This window comes from Clostridium folliculivorans (assembly GCF_024341905.1).
GTDB classification, from domain to species: domain Bacteria; phylum Bacillota; class Clostridia; order Clostridiales; family Clostridiaceae; genus Clostridium_AR; species Clostridium_AR folliculivorans.
Window position 1 is genome coordinate 345,899 of record NZ_BQXY01000004.1, and the last position, 17,931, is coordinate 363,829.

Annotated in this window: 14 protein-coding genes; 7 read left to right on the plus strand and 7 right to left on the minus strand. The window is 30.1% G+C overall.

Translation table 11 applies throughout. The annotated features are described in order from the left end of the window. The first annotated feature begins 273 nt into the window (after window positions 1-273). Together OCU55_RS14540 and OCU55_RS14545 are read left to right on the plus strand one after the other, a co-directional pair. The gene (locus OCU55_RS14540) at window positions 274-945 is read left to right on the plus strand and encodes a sigma-70 family RNA polymerase sigma factor (protein ID WP_261853028.1); all 672 of its coding nucleotides are present in this window, start codon (window positions 274-276) and stop codon (window positions 943-945) included. 4 nt (window positions 946-949) lie between these two features. Beyond that, on the plus strand, window positions 950-1,831 hold the full coding sequence (locus OCU55_RS14545) for an anti-sigma factor domain-containing protein (RefSeq protein ID WP_261853029.1): 882 nt from the start codon (window positions 950-952) through the stop codon (window positions 1,829-1,831). Between the two features lie 121 nt (window positions 1,832-1,952). On the opposite strand, the gene asnS is transcribed toward OCU55_RS14545, so the two are convergent. Then, window positions 1,953-3,344 (minus strand): asparagine--tRNA ligase, encoded by a 1,392-nt coding sequence (asnS, locus tag OCU55_RS14550; RefSeq protein ID WP_261853030.1) that lies wholly within the window; start codon window positions 3,342-3,344, stop codon window positions 1,953-1,955. Window positions 3,345-3,669: 325 nt separating this feature from the next. Here asnS and OCU55_RS14555 point away from each other — a divergent pair, with 325 nt between their 5' ends. Further along, window positions 3,670-4,119 (plus strand): cytochrome b5-like heme/steroid binding domain-containing protein, encoded by a 450-nt coding sequence (locus tag OCU55_RS14555; RefSeq protein ID WP_261853031.1) that lies wholly within the window; start codon window positions 3,670-3,672, stop codon window positions 4,117-4,119. A gap of 150 nt (window positions 4,120-4,269) precedes the next feature. On the opposite strand, the gene OCU55_RS14560 is transcribed toward OCU55_RS14555, so the two are convergent. After that, entirely contained in the window at window positions 4,270-4,968 is a 699-nt protein-coding gene (locus OCU55_RS14560) for a metallophosphoesterase family protein (protein ID WP_261853032.1), read from the minus strand. A gap of 367 nt (window positions 4,969-5,335) precedes the next feature. Between OCU55_RS14560 and OCU55_RS14565 the strand changes: the two genes are divergently transcribed. Together OCU55_RS14565 and OCU55_RS14570 are read left to right on the plus strand one after the other, a co-directional pair. After that, window positions 5,336-6,409, plus strand: a complete 1,074-nt coding sequence (locus OCU55_RS14565; RefSeq protein WP_261853033.1) for a M24 family metallopeptidase — start codon at window positions 5,336-5,338, stop codon at window positions 6,407-6,409. A gap of 78 nt (window positions 6,410-6,487) precedes the next feature. Beyond that, window positions 6,488-6,670 (plus strand): hypothetical protein, encoded by a 183-nt coding sequence (locus tag OCU55_RS14570; RefSeq protein WP_261853034.1) that lies wholly within the window; start codon window positions 6,488-6,490, stop codon window positions 6,668-6,670. A 31-nt stretch (window positions 6,671-6,701) separates the two neighbouring features. Here OCU55_RS14570 and OCU55_RS14575 read toward each other — a convergent pair whose 3' ends face one another. Together OCU55_RS14575 and OCU55_RS14580 are read right to left on the minus strand one after the other, a co-directional pair. Continuing rightward, complete coding sequence (locus OCU55_RS14575; protein ID WP_261853035.1) at window positions 6,702-7,520, minus strand: purine-nucleoside phosphorylase; 819 nt, start codon at window positions 7,518-7,520, stop codon at window positions 6,702-6,704. Between the two features lie 40 nt (window positions 7,521-7,560). Further along, window positions 7,561-8,730: a phosphopentomutase gene (locus tag OCU55_RS14580; RefSeq protein ID WP_261853036.1), complete on the minus strand. Its 1,170-nt coding sequence runs from the start codon at window positions 8,728-8,730 to the stop codon at window positions 7,561-7,563. A gap of 781 nt (window positions 8,731-9,511) precedes the next feature. Between OCU55_RS14580 and OCU55_RS14585 the strand changes: the two genes are divergently transcribed. Next, complete coding sequence (locus tag OCU55_RS14585) at window positions 9,512-10,168, plus strand: hypothetical protein (RefSeq protein ID WP_261853037.1); 657 nt, start codon at window positions 9,512-9,514, stop codon at window positions 10,166-10,168. 46 nt (window positions 10,169-10,214) lie between these two features. Here OCU55_RS14585 and OCU55_RS14590 read toward each other — a convergent pair whose 3' ends face one another. Continuing rightward, a complete protein-coding gene (locus tag OCU55_RS14590; protein WP_261853038.1) occupies window positions 10,215-12,371 on the minus strand; it encodes an SPFH domain-containing protein in 2,157 nt (718 codons plus the stop codon). A 721-nt stretch (window positions 12,372-13,092) separates the two neighbouring features. Between OCU55_RS14590 and OCU55_RS14595 the strand changes: the two genes are divergently transcribed. Next, on the plus strand, window positions 13,093-13,707 hold the full coding sequence (locus OCU55_RS14595) for an NUDIX hydrolase (RefSeq protein ID WP_261853039.1): 615 nt from the start codon (window positions 13,093-13,095) through the stop codon (window positions 13,705-13,707). Window positions 13,708-13,802: 95 nt separating this feature from the next. Here OCU55_RS14595 and OCU55_RS14600 read toward each other — a convergent pair whose 3' ends face one another. Both OCU55_RS14600 and OCU55_RS14605 read right to left on the minus strand, forming a co-directional pair. After that, window positions 13,803-15,554 (minus strand): ABC transporter ATP-binding protein, encoded by a 1,752-nt coding sequence (locus tag OCU55_RS14600; protein WP_486598819.1) that lies wholly within the window; start codon window positions 15,552-15,554, stop codon window positions 13,803-13,805. A 35-nt stretch (window positions 15,555-15,589) separates the two neighbouring features. Beyond that, complete coding sequence (locus OCU55_RS14605; RefSeq protein WP_261853041.1) at window positions 15,590-17,326, minus strand: ABC transporter ATP-binding protein; 1,737 nt, start codon at window positions 17,324-17,326, stop codon at window positions 15,590-15,592. Between the last annotated feature and the right edge of the window lie 605 nt (window positions 17,327-17,931).

The following is a 17,931-nucleotide window of genomic DNA, read 5'->3' on the forward strand; positions in this document are numbered from 1 at the left end:
AATTGCCCCCTTAAAAATCAAAGTTACTACGTATAAGCAAGTATAGAACTCTTGAAATTAGAGAATATTTATTTTAGTATTATTGAATTGTGAAGTTGAAATTTACAAGTAATTTAAATTAATAGGCTATAATATTATAGGGCGTCTAGTTCATGTGGTAATTGATATTATTTTGAAAATACTCGTAAATTATTATATTTGAAAGAGTATCAATTAAACTTTCATATAGGAGCTCTTTAAAAACTATGAACTCAAGCAGGATGGTGAAAAACTATGAAGGAAGAGTTTTTGATTGAAGATAAGAATAAATTTATAGAAGAAAACTTAGGTTTCGTATATAAAACTGCTTCTTTTATATGTAAAAAGCAGTTAGATAGGAGAAACGACGAGGAGTTCAGTATAGCCATAGAGGCTTTTAATAAAGCATGCGATAATTTTTCTAAAGAAAAAGGAAATTTCTTTTCTTATGCTAAAATAGTAATGCGAAATTCATTAATTGATTTTTTTAGAAATTCTAAAAATGTGCCTATTTTATATTTTGAAGAAGAAGAAGGCATGAAAGATATAGATAATACAATATCATTGGATAAATATGATAGAGAACAAGAGCAAAAAAGTAGATTAGAAGAGATAAATATATATAAAGAGAAGTTGGAAGAATTTAAAATAAACTTCTATGAGCTTTCAAAAAGTTCGCCTAGCCATAATGATACTAGAGAAGATGTACTTAATGTAGCATTACTATGCTCTAGAAATAAAGAAATAATGAATATCTTATACGAAACAAAAAAGTTACCTATAGTACAAATTATTGAACTTACGGGTAGGAATAGGAAGTTTATAGAAAAGTGGAGAAAATATATGATATCATTAATAATTCTACTTTCTAGTAATGAATACATATATCTCAAATCGTATTTAAATATAAGAAGGAAGGAGCAGTAGTGTAATGAAAAAGAATGGAGTAGTTGTTGAAACAAAAGGAAGTAAAGTTATATTGCTAACTGAGACTGGAGAGTTTGCACTTGTAAAGGCTTCTAATATTTTACCTATAAAAGGTGAAGTGTACGAAGGTAATATTGTTAGCAGTCAGAACACAATAAAAAGACTTGCAGTTCTAGCTGCAACCTTCTTAATGATATTTACATTTGGCATAATAGATTATTATAATCCTGTAAAGGCAGTTGAATTAGATGCAAAATCAAAGATATTAATACAAGCTAATCGTTGGAATAGAGTTGTTAAAGTTAAAGTAGATGATGCGGATTTTAAAGTTGTGGTGAATAAGATCAAGGTTAATAATATGATTTTAGCTGATGCGGTGAAAGAGATTGTAAGTGAAGCTAAGAACGAGAGGCTAATAGATTCCTATTCGGATATAAATATAACACCAGTTAAGGGTAAGGTTGATATAGCAGAAGTTACTGAAGATATCGATAAATTGAAGAAACTCGAGATAAGAGAAGATACTAGTAAGCAAAAAGATGAACAAAAGAATCAGAATGATAGCAACAATAATTTAAATAAAGGCAACAATTCTATAGATAATACAAATGATAATAAAGAAAGTAAACCGTCAACTGACGAAAATAAAAAATCTACTAACGAAGTTGATAAGAGTAATAATATAAATACTAATGACAATAGAAAAAATAATAGTAATAATAAAAGCAATAATTCGAGTCAATTAGATAAGGAAGTAAAACAAAATAACGGAAACTCAGATAACAAAACTAGTAAGAATACAAATGAAAATAAAACCAACAGTAATGACAATAAAAATAAAGAAGAAAATAATAAAGATCATTTTAAAATAAATGGAAATAAATAAGTATAATACCCAGCAGAAATCCTGCTGGGTATTATACTTATCATAAACTTCATAATGAAATTTGTTTTTTTAGCTCATTTCTCACAATCCAGAATTGAGCTTGTAGTCATAATTGTTTGTATTAAAAATCCGCTTGCCCTGTAGTTCTTGGGAAAGGAATTACGTCTCTTATATTTGACATGCCAGTGATGTACATTATTAATCTTTCAAATCCTAAACCAAAACCTGAGTGGACAGTTTCACCATATTTTCTTAGTTCAAGATACCACCAATAATCCTCTTTGTTAAGACCAAGTTCTTCAAGTCTTGCCTCAAGCATTGAAAGCCTTTCTTCTCTCTGGCTTCCCCCTATGATTTCGCCGATACCAGGAACTAGACAGTCCATTGCAGCAACTGTTTTTCCATCTTCGTTTAATCTCATATAGAAAGCTTTGATTTCTTTAGGGTAATTAGTTACAAATACAGGTTTTTTGAATATTTCTTCAGTTAAATATCTTTCATGCTCAGTTTGTAGGTCTATACCCCATTCAACAGGATAATCAAACACTTTTCCTGAGTTCTTAAGTAATTCAACTGCTTCAGTATAAGTAACTTTTCCGAAGTCAGAACTGATTATATGATCTAGTCTATCTTTTAATCCTTTATCGATGAATTGGTTAAAGAAGTCAATTTCTTCGGGACATTCATCCATAACATATTTTATAACATATTTAAGCATTTGTTCTGCTAATTCCATGTCATCTTCAAGATTAGCAAAAGCCATTTCAGGTTCTATCATCCAGAACTCAGCAGCATGTCTTGCTGTATTTGAGTTTTCTGCTCTAAATGTAGGTCCAAAGGTATATATATTTCTGAAAGCTAAGGCATAAGATTCGCCATTTAGCTGACCTGACACGGTAAGATTAGCTTCTTTTCCGAAAAAGTCCTCACTGAAATCTATACTTCCTTCCTCAGTTTTTGGGATGTTGTTTAAATCCATAGTAGTTAATTTAAACATTTCTCCAGCGCCTTCACAATCACTGCCAGTTATTATTGGAGTGTGAACATAGACAAAGCTTTGATCTTGGAAGAACTTATGTATTGCATAAGCAGCTACAGAACGAACTCTGAATACAGCTGAAAAAGCATTACTTCTAGGTCTCAAATGAGCTATTGTTCTTAAATATTCAAAAGTATGTCTCTTTTTTTGCAAAGGATAATCAGAAGAAGACATTCCCTCTATGATTACCTCCTCGGCTTGTATTTCAAAAGGTTGTTTTGCATCAGGTGTTGGTACTAATTTACCTACAACTGAAATTGATGAACTTATTGGTAATTTAGATACATCCTTGAAGTTTGAAATCTTATTATCAAATACCACTTGAACATTTTTGAAGAATGAGCCATCATTAACTTCTATAAACCCAAAAGCATTTGATGCTCTTAATGTTCTTATCCAACCTGAAATTTTTACACTTTTTTCAATATGCTCTTCTGTGTTTCTATATAGAGCTCTAACTAATGTAGTGTTCATTATATGACCTCACTTTCTAATTATATTATTTACGTTTCTAATGTATTTTATAGGTATAGTTTACATTTAAGACTAAAATAAAAAAACCTATCAATCCATAAGTATGGACGAAAGGCTATATTTCCACGGTACCATCTAATTTGTCATAATAGATGACTTTGCATACAGCACAATAGTGCTTTTAATATAACGGTTTTAACCGGTTAAGCCTAGTAAATTTAACACTTTAACCCTTAAATAATATTTATTTTACACTAATAGTTTAATAAATGCAATTATTCCCTCATAAAATATAGAGATATATTGATATTTAAGAGGAAAGCTTATGACTAGTTCCAGTGAAGAGTTGTTATTACAAAAGTATAATAAGATAAATTTTTATAAAAAGATGATTTTACTAAGTACAAAAGAAAATAGTCTAGGACTTATAAAGGATATCGAAAGGTTAACAATACAAATTGAAGGTATATTAGAATATTATAAGGAAAAGAATACAGAAAAACAAGTTGAAAAAGATAATGGAGAAACAGTTTTTTCTTTTAGGACTAGAGAGTTTACAATGAAAGAATTATCCTCATATAATGGCTTGGGCGATAACCATGCTTATATAGCTGTTAATGGAACAGTTTACGACATTACAGGAGAGGTGGCATTAAATCAGATAGTAGCTGCTGGTTTTAGACCAGGAACGGACCTTTCAGAACAGTTTAATTCAGGAAAGCTTAACAAACAGCTGCTGAATAATACAAGAATTGTTGGTGTTCTAAGGGATTAAATGAAGTGATCATGATATATAATTAGATATCATGATCACAATCTTTTACTTTATAGAAAAGCATGAAGTTTTTAAGTTAGTTAAACCTAGAGATTTCAAAGGTTTTACAAGCATTTATTACAATTTAATTGAAAACTTATGATGAGAAATTTATTCATAACCAGTTTCGTAAGAATGTATTAAGGTTGAAGGAAAGTTCTTCATCTCCATGTCTTTCATTATTCTTTTATATTCATAGCTTACTTTTCTTATTTCTGCGCGAGCGCTTCTACCTTTAGATATATCTATTATTGCATAAGTTGAGTCTGGAGAACCGTTTTTGGGTTTTCCTACACTACCACCGTTTATTATCATTTTATTATTCAATTGTTTTATCATAGGTATATGGGTGTGCGCACATACCAATATATCTTCATCGATTCCTTCTACTATAGTATCTAAATCAGGATTGCTTTCATATAAGTACTCATCTATTTTATTTGGGCTTCCGTGAACAAAAAGTATTTTTTTGTTATCAATTTTTAAAGATATACTGTCTGGTAAGTTTTCAAGGTAGTATTTATTCGACGCTCTTAATTCATCTACTGTCCAAGGTAGAGAAAAAGAATTTATATTTGTATCTCGTATATATGTGAATCCATTATCTACAACGGATGCGTCATAATTTCCTTTTATACATAAAAATGCTCTTCTTTTTACCATAGCTATAACTTCATTTGGCTGAGGGCCATAACCAACCAAATCTCCTAGGCAAATCACTGTGTCTACATTTTGGCTATCTATATCTTCAATAACTCTAATCAGAGCATAAAGGTTACTGTGTATGTCTGATATAACTGCAATTCTCATTTAATTTCCTCCTAATTAAAAAAGATAAGTATATTTCTATTAAATATTATACCACTTAATGTATATTCACATCTTTATTTGCTCAATATTAATAAAGTGTTAAAGATTGTTATTATATAAAAGATATTAGTGGATTATAACAAAATATCTTTTGAGAATATATAATTGCGTAATACGTGAAGATATAGTATTATGCAAAAATAAATTTATATATACTATGGATGATTTAAGTTAATGGATTATCAAGTCTTTTTTGTATATAATTAATATGTATCATTAATAAAAAATAAATAATTAACTATATGAATAAACATAGTTAAAAAATATATAAATAACAATTTTGTATTTATAGAAGGAGAGAACAGAAATGAAAGAAAATAGATTAAATAAAATATTAGAAGAGATGAATAAAGAGAATCTACATCAAATGATTATAACCTCACCAGCTGCAGTGTTTTATCTGACTGGTAAATGGATAGAATCAGGTGAAAGACTATTAGCTTTATATATAAATACAAAGGGAGATAAAAAGCTTGTAATCAATGAACTTTTCCCTATACATGAAAACTTAGGAGTAGATTTGGTTTGGTACAATGATACACAAGATCCAGTTTCAGCACTTTGCAATATTATAGATAAATCATTGCCAATAGGGATTGATAAAAATTGGCAGGCACACTTCTTGATTAGACTTATGGAAAATAGTGCAGCAGCAGGCTTTGTGAATGGATCACCTATTATAGATAGAGCAAGAACAATTAAAGATGCTGAAGAGATTGAGCTTATGAGAAAAGCATCTGCTATAAATGATAGAGTCATGGGTAAAATAGTGAGCAGATTTTCAAAAGATAAAAGTGAAAAAGCTATCAGTGGTATATTAGGTGAACTATATGAAGAAGAAAGAACTCAAGGATTTTCTTTTACACCAATAGTAGCATATGGTGCTAATGGGGCAGATCCTCATCATGAAACTGACTCATCTATCGTAAAGTTAGGAGATAGCGTAATAATAGATACCGGTTGTAGGAACGAATTTTACTGTTCAGACATGACAAGAACTTTCTTTTGTGGAGAGCCTTCTGAGGAAGCAAGAAAGGTTTACGAAATTGTTCTTGAAGCCAACTTGGCTGGTATAAGAAAAGTTAAACCAGGCACTAGATTTTGTGATATAGATAAAGCTGCTAGAGATGTTATAGAGGGCTATGGCTATGGAAAATACTTCACTCATAGGACAGGACACTCTATAGGTATTGAAGTACATGATTTTGGTGATGTAAGTTCTGTTAATAAAGAAGAAGTAAAGCCTGGTATGATATTCTCAATTGAACCAGGAATTTATATTCAGAATAATGTTGGTGTTAGAATTGAAGACTTAGTATTAGTAACAGAAGATGGATGCGAAGTACTTAATAGTTATCCAAAGGATTTAATTGTCATCTAGCCGTGTAAAATAAAATTACATCCACTATGTTTAAGATTTACATTAAATGTAAAAAATATAGATGGAGGTGTTAGTTAGATGGACGAAAAAACTTTATTAAACAACATAACTAATATTAGAGAAAAATTGGAAAATCTAATTAAAGCTAGTGAAAAAGATCTTGTATCACAAGATATAATAGAAGTTGGCAACGAATTTAACGATGCACTAAATATATACAATAGATTTATAAGTAGAACACCTAATGAACAAAAAGGTTGATGGCATTAATTGCAGCCATCAACCTTTTTCATTATAGATTTTTTATTATGTTTGTCATAAGTGCTATGAAGTTATCTCTTACTAGAGCAGAAGTTTCCATTACCTCTACATGGTTTAATGGCTGTTTTAATATTCCTGCAGCCATATTTGTAAGACAAGAGATACCTAAAACTTTTATTTTGCTATGGTTTGCTATTATAACTTCTGGAACCGTGGACATTCCTACTGCATCACCACCTAAGATTCTTGCCATCCTTATCTCAGCTGGAGTTTCATAAGTTGGTCCACTAAACATAGCGTATACACCTTCTTTTATATCTATATTTAATGAATTTGCAACGTCCTTTGCTTTATTAATAAGTTCGCAGTTATAAGCTTCAGACATATCTGGAAAACGAGTTCCAAATGAATCAAGATTTTTTCCTATTAAAGGATTAGTTCCTGAGAGATTTATATGATCATTTATAATCATAAGATCACCAGGTTTAAAGTCAGTATTCACTGCACCTGCTGCATTAGTTACGATGACTGTATCTATACCTAAAAGTTTCATAACTCTTACAGGGAAGGTTACTTGCTCCATGGCATAGCCTTCATAATAATGGAATCTACCTTGCATAGCAACCACTTGTTTTCCTTGAAGCATACCTATTACTAGTCTACCAGCATGACCTTCTACAGTTGATACAGGAAAGTTAGGTAGTTCATTATAGTTATAATATTCAGCATCTTCTATCATATCAGCAATAGCACCTAAGCCAGAGCCTAAAATTAGTCCTATTTGCGGTTTGTATTTGCTTTTAGATAAAATAAATTCAGCAGCATCTTCTATCTTTTTAGTTAAATCCATAATTTCACCTCAAGTAATATTGTTTAGTTCTTCCTAATTGTTATTTTATATCATTTAAGAAACTTACACCATTTTTTATTTCACCGGCATTAAATATATCAGCTATTGTTTGCCCCATATCAAAGAATCCAAATCTTGTGCCAAGATCAAATCCTTTCTTTAATTGAGAACCATAAGCTAAGAAAGGTATATATTCTCTGGTGTGATCTGTTCCTTTAAATGTAGGATCACATCCATGATCTGCAGTTATGAATAACACATCAGTATCTTTCATAGCAGATAGTATTTCTGGAAGTCTAGCATCAAAATCCTCTAAGCCTTTTCCATAGCTCTTTGCATCTCTTCTATGTCCCCACTTCATATCAAAATCTACAAGATTAGTAAATATAAGGCCATCTTTATCTTCCTTTATATACTCAAGAGTTTTATCAACTCCATCCATATTATCCTTAGTATGAACAGCTTCTGTTATTCCTCTACCAGAGAATATATCTTCAATTTTACCTACTGCCATTACATCTAAGCCTTTATTAGCTAATAAATCTAATAATGTATCATGAGGAGGAAGTAAAGCATAATCTCTTCTATTAGGTGTTCTTGTAAAGCTGCCAGGATTACCTAAAAACGGTCTTGCAATAACTCTAGCTACAGATTCTTCACCAGTAAGCATTTCTCTAGCAAATTCACAATATTTATATAAGTCTTCTAAAGGAACTATATCTTCATGAGCAGCTATTTGAAATACACTGTCAGCTGAAGTATAGACTATTAGAGCACCTGTTTTCATATGCTCTTCACCAAGTTCATCAAGTATTTCTGTGCCTGATGCAGACTTGTTACCTATAACTTTTCTCCCGGTGAATTCTTCAAATTTATCTATCACAGATTTGGGAAAACCATTAGGATAAGTAGGAAAAGCAATTTCTGATTTAACTCCTACCATTTCCCAATGTCCAGTAACAGTATCTTTTCCGTTTGATGCTTCGTGAATTCTTCCATAGCAACCTGTTGGAAAAGTAACTTTGTTTAAGCCAGTAATTCCAGCGATATTACCTAAACCAATCTGCTCCATATTAGGTATGCTTAATCCGTTGTTGAATTCAGCTACATGGCCAAGGGTGTTAGAACCTACATCACCATATTTCTTAGCATCAGGAAGTTCGCCTATGCCAACACTATCAAGTACAACCCATATAACTCTTTTTATCATATTAAAACACCTCGCAAAATAATATATTATATATTGTGTCCATTAGTCGATTAATTAAAAGCACATAATGTGAAAGCGCTTCCCTAAATGTCTAAAACTAAAATAGATTATAAGGGATATAAATACTATTCATGTTAAGACATTTTAGTAATAATAAAACTTTATTTTTATAATAAAAGTTAGAAAATATTTATTTATTACTAATTATATATATTATAATTTATAAAGATAAATATATAAATAGAAATATTATTTATTCTTAATAAATTATTTTTACATAAAATTACTTGTTTTAAAATTCATTTGAAAAAAATATAGTATAAATTATAAAATAGCAGAAAGAAATGTTGTATATAATTGACAAAAATGTATAATGTATATTGTGTGTGTTTAATGGTATATAATTTTCACTGAAATAGTTTCTTAGAACTCATATGTACTTTAGATATATAATTAAAAATATAGATTCTGTGATGTTATTGAACATATGAATTGATATATATATTACGCTGAACTGATAAACTACTTCAGTCATTAAACTCCAAATAAAGATTTCGATGGTTCTACGAATATTTATTTGGATAAATTCTAATATGAAGTAGTTTATCTATATATAGATGAATCACTTCATAATTAAATTATATTTTCAAATTCTCCTCTCAGAAGCCGAAGGAGTTTTGAAAGTAAATTTCGGATTGAAGCATTTCGTCTTTAGTATAGAAGTTACTATAACCAAAGATATGAACTATTATTATAGTTTGATTTTGAGGGGGTAAATAATTTGAAGTTATTTTCACTTAGTGAAGGGTTAAAATCAGAAATTTTAAAGGCAGTTAAAAATGTCGAACGTGAAGTATATCAAGTTAGATTTAAAGGATATGTAGTTTTAATGGATTTTGCTCAAAGGGTAGTGCTTATATTTGATTTAATAAATAGAGATATAAATTTTAGGACTGATCTAGCGATAATTGAAGATAGGATTAGAAAGATTACAGGAAGTACTTTTTGGGTGAGAATGACAGATGAAGTATACGAAAGTTCAGGGCTTATAACAGGGACCTTTTCACAGAATGTAGTTAAAATAAATAATTACATAGATGATAGAATTTTAAATAGCAAAGTTAATTCTTACAGTAAATATATTATGTCAGATTTGATGATGATAAGGAAATACTTAAATTTAAAAGATACACAGTCTGTGTGGGAAATCGCTCCATCTAAAAGAGAAGATATAACTGCAATTATATCAATTGTTGAACATAAAAATGAAAAAAAGTTCAGAACAGTGAGAGAAGAAATTGTTAAGTTGGAAGGTAATAGATATATAGTTTTGCATTTTGATGATGAAACTAGATTTAAATCAATGAATAAATTGTATATATTAGCTGAAGAAAATAAAAGTTCTGTTGTATATGAGGCGATAAAATATACTACATAATTAAAAAAGTAGACAAACTGCTAAAAGCAGTTTGTCTATTTTAATGTTATTTATTATTTTTTATATCAGAAGGAGAAACATTATTTAGTATTTCTTTTTTTAAGATTTCAGCTTCCTCGGATAACTCAGTAACATTAGAAGCTTGAGAGGTTAACTTATCACTTAATAATAGCATAACTAAATTTTCAAATGCATTATGCAAACCGTTTTCCCCTTCATTTGATCCAGAGGTTATAAGAGTCTTTGGTACTATATCAATCTTAGATGTTTTAATGGCGTCAGCAAAGTTATTCATTATTTCTTGTACTACTTTGTATTGAGCACCACCAAAAGCATTTACTTGTTCTTTTGCAGCTATAGCTTTAGATATACCAACTCTAGCCTCTCTATCAGCATCTGCTTGACCAACTGTTTTGATTTTAAATGCTTCAGCATCACCTGTTTGTCTAAGTCTAAATGCTTCAGCATCAGCTTGTTGTTTAACTTGATATGCATTTGCTTCAGCTTGTTGCTTTAATCTATAAGCTTCAGCTTCAGCTTGTTGTTTAACTTTGTAGGCATCAGCTTCTGAAAGTCTTTGTATCTTTTCTGCATCTTGTCTTGATTTCATAAGGTCAGCTTTACCTTGGTTTTCTTGAATCTTGATGTTGATATCTGATTCAGTAAGTGATGTTTGTTGTTTAGCTACTGCTTCAGCTTCTTTTAGTTCCTTCTCTTTCTCAGCAGCTGCCTGTTGAGTTGAATAGGTTTCAAGTTGTTCCTTAGCTATTTGTCTTGAACGAAGCTGAGTTAAAATTTGCTCTATATTTGTATCATTCTTTGAGCTTGTAGGAGTACCTATAAGAACCTCTTCTAGCTCTAAGTTATAGTGAGAGAATTTTGTCTTCATTTCCACGGAAGATTGATTCTGTATTTCATTTCTTTGTTGTATTAACTCAATTAATGTCTTAGTTTGTCCTATGTTTTTGAAATATGCTGATACCATAGGATCAAGTGTTTGATCAACAAGCATCTTTATATCTCCAAATCTTTGAATTACCATAGGAGCCTTTTTATAATCTATATGGAAAACTACAGATAAAGGTAATGATGGTTCAAAAGCATCTTTTGTAATTAAGCTAACTTCTTTAAGATTTTCATCATATCGATGATTACCATTTTGATTGCTTATCCATTTTAAGATTACGTTAGTAGTAGGAACTTTTATGATACTTCCTGCATAAGTGTTGAAAGCATATTTACCAGGCATAAGAGCTTCACTCCAAACTCCTCTAAAGCCTTTTTGTACTAGTTCGCCATGTTTATAATCATCTCCAGATGAGTCAGTTCCTTTCATACCAGTATATGAAACAACTACACCTACATAACCCACAGGGATAACTGTTTTAGGTATATATTCTATTGTGGCAAATAATCTGTTTATTAAGTAAGTACCATCTGCAAGGACTTGATATTGTCTACCTCTGTAACCGCCAGCGGATAAGAACTTTTCAGGATCTTGGAAGTTATTATGATAATTTGGATCAGAAGGTTCATCACCAACAGTAGGACAGATTATATTGTCTTTTCCTAGAGAAGGACCATCATGTATAGTAACTATACCGACTAAGTCACTTTCACCTTGAATAACTACAGGATCAAAACCATTTCTTGCACTAATTTTTTGTGCCATCTCCATAATAGTTTTTTGTTCGGTATCATTTCCCATTGGAAGGTAATAAGTCTTGGTTTCCGTTATTATTATAAATTGAGCTAAGTTAAAGGCATAAGTACCTTCACGAATTATACCTCTTTGAGGACCTTTTTGTCCGCCATTTGTTATAAAGCCTCTAACATCTTGAAAGTTATTGCCTTCATGGATTATTGTTCCAAGAGTTTGAGTTGGTTCTAGTGGTTTACCATCCCTAGCAAATACGTAGGCTATCTTTCCTTGAGGTATGGTTACTAGTGGAACAGTATGGATTTTATAAACTAAAGGACTTAAAAAGTGAATACCACCTCTTAAAACAACTGGTTGGAATCCTGCTTCACCGTTTAATGCTATAATTTGTTCTTTAAGTGAACCTTTTGAGGACCACCATTTTTCTATTATAGCTACTTTGGAGTTAGGAATAATCCTAAAACCGGATAACCAAACTAAGAAAAAGAAAGCTACGATTCCGATTCCTATCTTTATTAATAATAATATTGTTTCTTGGTTCATACAAACCTCTCCCCTTAATAATTTTATTATTGTTAAACTTTAATAATAAGATAAAAATAACATTAACTTAGGATATTTTAGATTATCTAGATTTTAGTTTTAGGTATTATAAAGAAAATTTCTAAATTATGTGTATATTTGAAAGATGGAGATATAAGGATTTTCGAATTGTATAATTTGTATCCGTAATTTAAAAATTTGTATATCCATTAAGATAATATATGAATAGTTATCTTTTCTTAAAGACTTAACTCATGATGTAATTATATTACATGGTATTTAATAACGCAAAAAGCGTTTAGGATAACAACTAAATATTTCTTAGTGTTTATAATGTATTGTATAATACTATCTCTTTAAATCTGTTTTTTTCTAATTATATCTTTAATTTTCATGTATGTGTAGTAAAAGTACATAAGATGTATAAAATTAATTCTAAAATAACTATAGAAATTAATTTTAAATTAAGTTTTATCATAGTAAACCTAAATCGAAGAAATAAATTAGTGAAGAATAATATTGATTACTATAGATGTACCAGTTAGATCCTAAAACAATTTTTAAAGCTCTCACAGCTTCTTGTGAGAGAATTTTAAAATATAAATTTTATTACGAAGTGGTACATTCGTATAAGTTAATTGAAATAGAATATTTTTTCATATAGAATTATACATATGTAACTTTGAATAAATGACCAAATTTATTAAATGAAGGTGATAACATGAAAAATTTAAGACCTAAGATTAATAATATAGAAATATTAGCTGAGACTAAATATCTCAGTTTATATGATGCTAAATATACAAATAAAAAAGGAAATATTAGAAGTTGGACCATTGCATCTAGGAAAGATCTCGAAACGTTAAGACTTCAAATACAAAAAGAAAAGGAAGAAAAAGTTGATGCTGTAATAATAGTAGCTATGCATAAAGAGAGCAAGAAACTTGTTCTTATAAGGCAGTTTAGAGTTCCTATTAATGATTATGTTTATGAACTTCCGGCTGGTCTTATAGATGGTGAAGAGGAAATAAATAATGCAGTAAGAAGAGAGCTTCATGAAGAAACTGGGCTTGATTTAATTGATATTGTAAATAAAGAAGATATAAAAGCTTTGTATGTTTCTGTAGGAATGACGGATGAATCTATAGCTTTAGTTTACTGTTACTGTGAAGGAGAAGTTTGTAGTGACTATTTGGAGGAAGATGAAGATATTGAAGTTCATATGATTAGCCAGCTTGAAGCCAAAGAGATACTTAAAGCTAATCACAAAATGGATATAAAGGTATATATGATGCTTAAGACTTTTTCATTGCTAGGCGAGGATATAATGAAGTAGATCAAAGTAGTGGAATAAATACATATACATGCTTAATGTAAAAGTGGTGAGGATAACAAATCCTCACCACTTTTAATATAAATCTAAATCAGTTTTTATGCTCCTTCATTTAAGAACTTATATTGTGCATTATAAAGGTTATAATAAATCCCTTTAAGAGCTAAAAGTTCATCGTGAGTCCCAGATTCTTTTATATTCCCATCACCAACTACCATAATCTTATCACAATCTCTTATTGTAGATAATCTATGAGCTATAACGAAAGAAGTTCTTCCAAATAAAAGCTTCTCTATACCTTTTTGAACTAATTTTTCAGTATGAGTATCTATATTTGAAGTAGCTTCATCTAATATCAATATTCTTGGATTAGCCAGTAGTGCTCTTGCAAAGGAAATAAGTTGTCTTTGTCCTAATGAAAGTCTAGATCCTCTTTCATTGACTTCTGTATCATAACCTTTTTCCATATTCATTATAAAGCCATGAGCATTTACAGCCTTGGCAGCAGCAATTACCTCCTCGTCAGTTGCATCAAGTTTACCATATCTTATATTCTCTTTAATAGTAGTAGAGAATAGGAAAGTATCTTGAAGCATTATACCCATCTGACTTCTATAGGATTCTAATTCTACATTCTTTATATTTTTTCCATCTACTAGTACTTCACCAGAAGTAGGATCATAAAATCTGCTGAGTAAAGATACGATAGTAGTCTTTCCGGCACCTGTTGCACCAACTAATGCTACTGTTTCTCCAGGAGTAACTTTAAAATTCACGTTATTTAAAACCACTGAACCTTCATCATAAGCAAATGTTACATCTTTAAATTCAACTGAACCTTTTATCTTAGGTATCTTTATAGAGTCTATAGCACTTATAATGTCTGGTTCAATCTCCATGATATCAAATATTCTATCAGCTGCGGAGAAGTTTGTGATCAATGTATTATAGAAAGTTGAAAGGTTCATGATAGGTCTCCAAAACATACCTATATACATTGAAAATGCTACTAGAGTACCTATAGTAACATCATTAGATTTTACCAATAAGTATCCAACATAGAATACTATTACAATACCTACACCCCATGAAAGTTCAACTAATGGCCAAAAGAAGTCATTAAATTTGACAGCAGCAACGAAAGAGTTTACTAGTTCGTTTACTAAGTCTTTAAACTTAGAAAGTGTATCTCCCTCTTTTGCAAAAGCTTGAACTACTTTAATTCCAGAGAAATCTTCGTGGTTATATGCATTCAAATTTGAACGTTTCTTTCTATATACTTCCCATCTTTTTCTGGATTGAATTTCTATGAAGAACATGGCTACTGCTAGAAAAGGTAATATAGCAATAGCAGCTAATGCTAACTTAAAGTTTAGGAAAAGCATCATTATAGAAACGCATACTAAACTCATAAGTTCTGGTATAAGAGTTTGTATACTTTGGTTAAATAGGTTTTGAAGAGCATTTACATCTCCCATAACTCTAGCTAATATTTTTCCTACTGGTCTATTATCAAAAAATGAAAATGATAATTTTTGAATATGAGTATAAAGCTCATGTCGTATATTTACCAATATATTATTTGTTATTGAGGACATCATAACAATTCTTATTTTAGAAGCGATCATAGATAAAATATTTAATGTCAATAGGAGGGCACCAATGTACATCAAACCTTTTATATTACTGTCTCCAATATAACTATCTATCGCTATCTTTAATAGATAAGGATTTATTATCCCACAAATCATAACAAATAATAGAAGTATAATAACTATTGTTGCCTTAAGTTTATAAGGACTTAAATATTTTAAAAGTCTTATAGTAAGTTCAGTTTTACTTCTTTGCATTCCTTCTTCATCACGACTTACTGTGTTTTTAGCCATTATACCACCTCGCTTTCAACTAAATCGAAATCTTTAAATTGTTCACAATAAACATCATAGTATTTACCCTTCTTAGCAAGAAGGTCAGTGTGATTTCCTACTTCTTTAATCTCACCATTTTCAACAAATAGTATTATATCAGCATTTTTGACAGCAGATATTCTATGAGCGATTATAAAAGTAGTACTTTTTTGTTCTTTATCATTAAGATTTTTAAGAAGTTCATATTCTGTTTCCATGTCTAAAGCAGATGTAGAATCGTCAAGAATAAGAATTGGAGCTTTTCTTAGAAGAGCTCTAGCAATTGAAATTCTTTGCTTTTGACCACCTGAAAGACCAATACCTCTTTCGCCTATTTCAGTATCGAAGCCTTCTTCAAAGGATGAGATAAAATCATAGCAACAAGCAGTTTTACAAATTTCTATAACTTCTTCAATTGAAGCATTCTTATTCCCGAATTTCACATTATTCTCGATAGTATCAGAAAATAAGAAGGTATCCTGTGGTACTACAGACATATTACTTCTAAGTTTTTTTAAATCAATATCCTTTACATTAATTCCATCAACTAAAACTTCACCGGAGGCCACATCATAATATCTACCAACTAATTGGAGTATAGATGATTTACCAGCACCAGTAGTACCCATTATCGCTACGGTACTTCCAGCAGGGATGTCTAAGTTTACATTTTTAAGAACTAACTCGTCATTATATTTGAAGCTAACATTATTAAACGATATAGCTCCTTTTATTTCTTCAGGTGATATCGCAGCTTCTTTACTTGCAATATCAGGTTTTCTATCTAGTATCTCAAAAATTTTCTTTGCAGATGCTTGATTTTGAGCAAGCATATTAGTTAACCATCCAAGGTTTCTCATAGGCCAGATAAGGGAATTTAAGTAACCACTGAATGCTACTAAAGTTCCTATTGTTATCTCACCTTTTATAACAAAGACACCACCAAGAATAATCATTATTATTAATGAGATGTTTGTTAAGAACTCCATAGGAGGAAAATACTTCCCTACAATCTTTGCTTGGTTCATATTTAAATCATAATAAGTTCTATTCATCTTTAAAAATTTAAGAATTTCATGTTTTTCTCTTGTAAAAGCTTTAACTAGTCGTACCCCAGCTATATTTTCTTGAGCTGTTGTATTAATTTCTGCTGTTTGGTCACTTATGTTACTATATACTGATCCAAACTCTTTTTCTAATTTTATGGCCATATATCCTATAGGAACCATTATCACTATACATGCAATAGCAAGCTTCCAGCTTAATAGTAGTAATATAACAGTACCTATAATAAAATATATAATGTTTTCTACAAAAAGTCTTAAACCAAACCCAATAGTTTGCCAGATGTTCTCTATATCCTCACCGATTCTAGACATCAGTTCTCCGGTGTTCATGTTATCGAAATATTTAAACTCCATAGTTTGAATATGCTCGAATAATTCATTTTTAATATCTCTGTGCACTTTTGCTGCAATAAAGTCAAAGAGAAATTCTTTAACATATCCCAGAAGAGCCTTACATAGAGTAATTGCTAGAATTCCTCCAAGTGCTGGATATAAAAGTGAATATTGTTTATCTGTAATTACTTTATCAACTATTATCTTTTGAAGATAAGGTGTAATGTTGTCTACAGCTATAATTATAATCATGGCCAAAGTACCTATAATTAGTATAGCTTTGTGTTTAAATAAATAATTTAAGATTCTTCTCAAATTTATTCCCCCCTTTTTTGTTTGTACATGGTGCCCATTTATGCAAAAAAAGGCCATGGATATCCCACAACCTTTTTTGCGTAAAAACACAATATAAAAAGTCATGAGCAATAGCCCATGACCTAAATACATACAAAGTTAAAAATTGTCAATAATTACTCGACAACAAAACTCGCAGAGATAGGGCTATTGTTATTAGTTATTAAGTTATTTGATTTTCTAAATTTGCCATTCATAAAATTAAATGTTGCTACTAACATGGTCCTACCTCCTTTTCGTTAAAATTTATTTAATGAAATTACTTTAATAACATTATATACGGATTACTCAGAAAGTGTCAAAGGTTTTTTCCAATATTTTTAAATTTATAAGAATATCCAAAAGTTTCTATAATTACATACTAAAGTTTTGGAATTTAAGTTCATAATTTAAACTTTTTCAAATACGTAACCTAAAAATAACTATTATACTTTTAATTTCGTATATAATCTTAGGTATGTAAATATATAGATAAATTAGTTCATATTGAAATTCATCCAAATAAAAATTTGTAGGTTTATCGGGAGCTTTATTTAGAATTGGTATAGCTATAAATTGTAAATTAG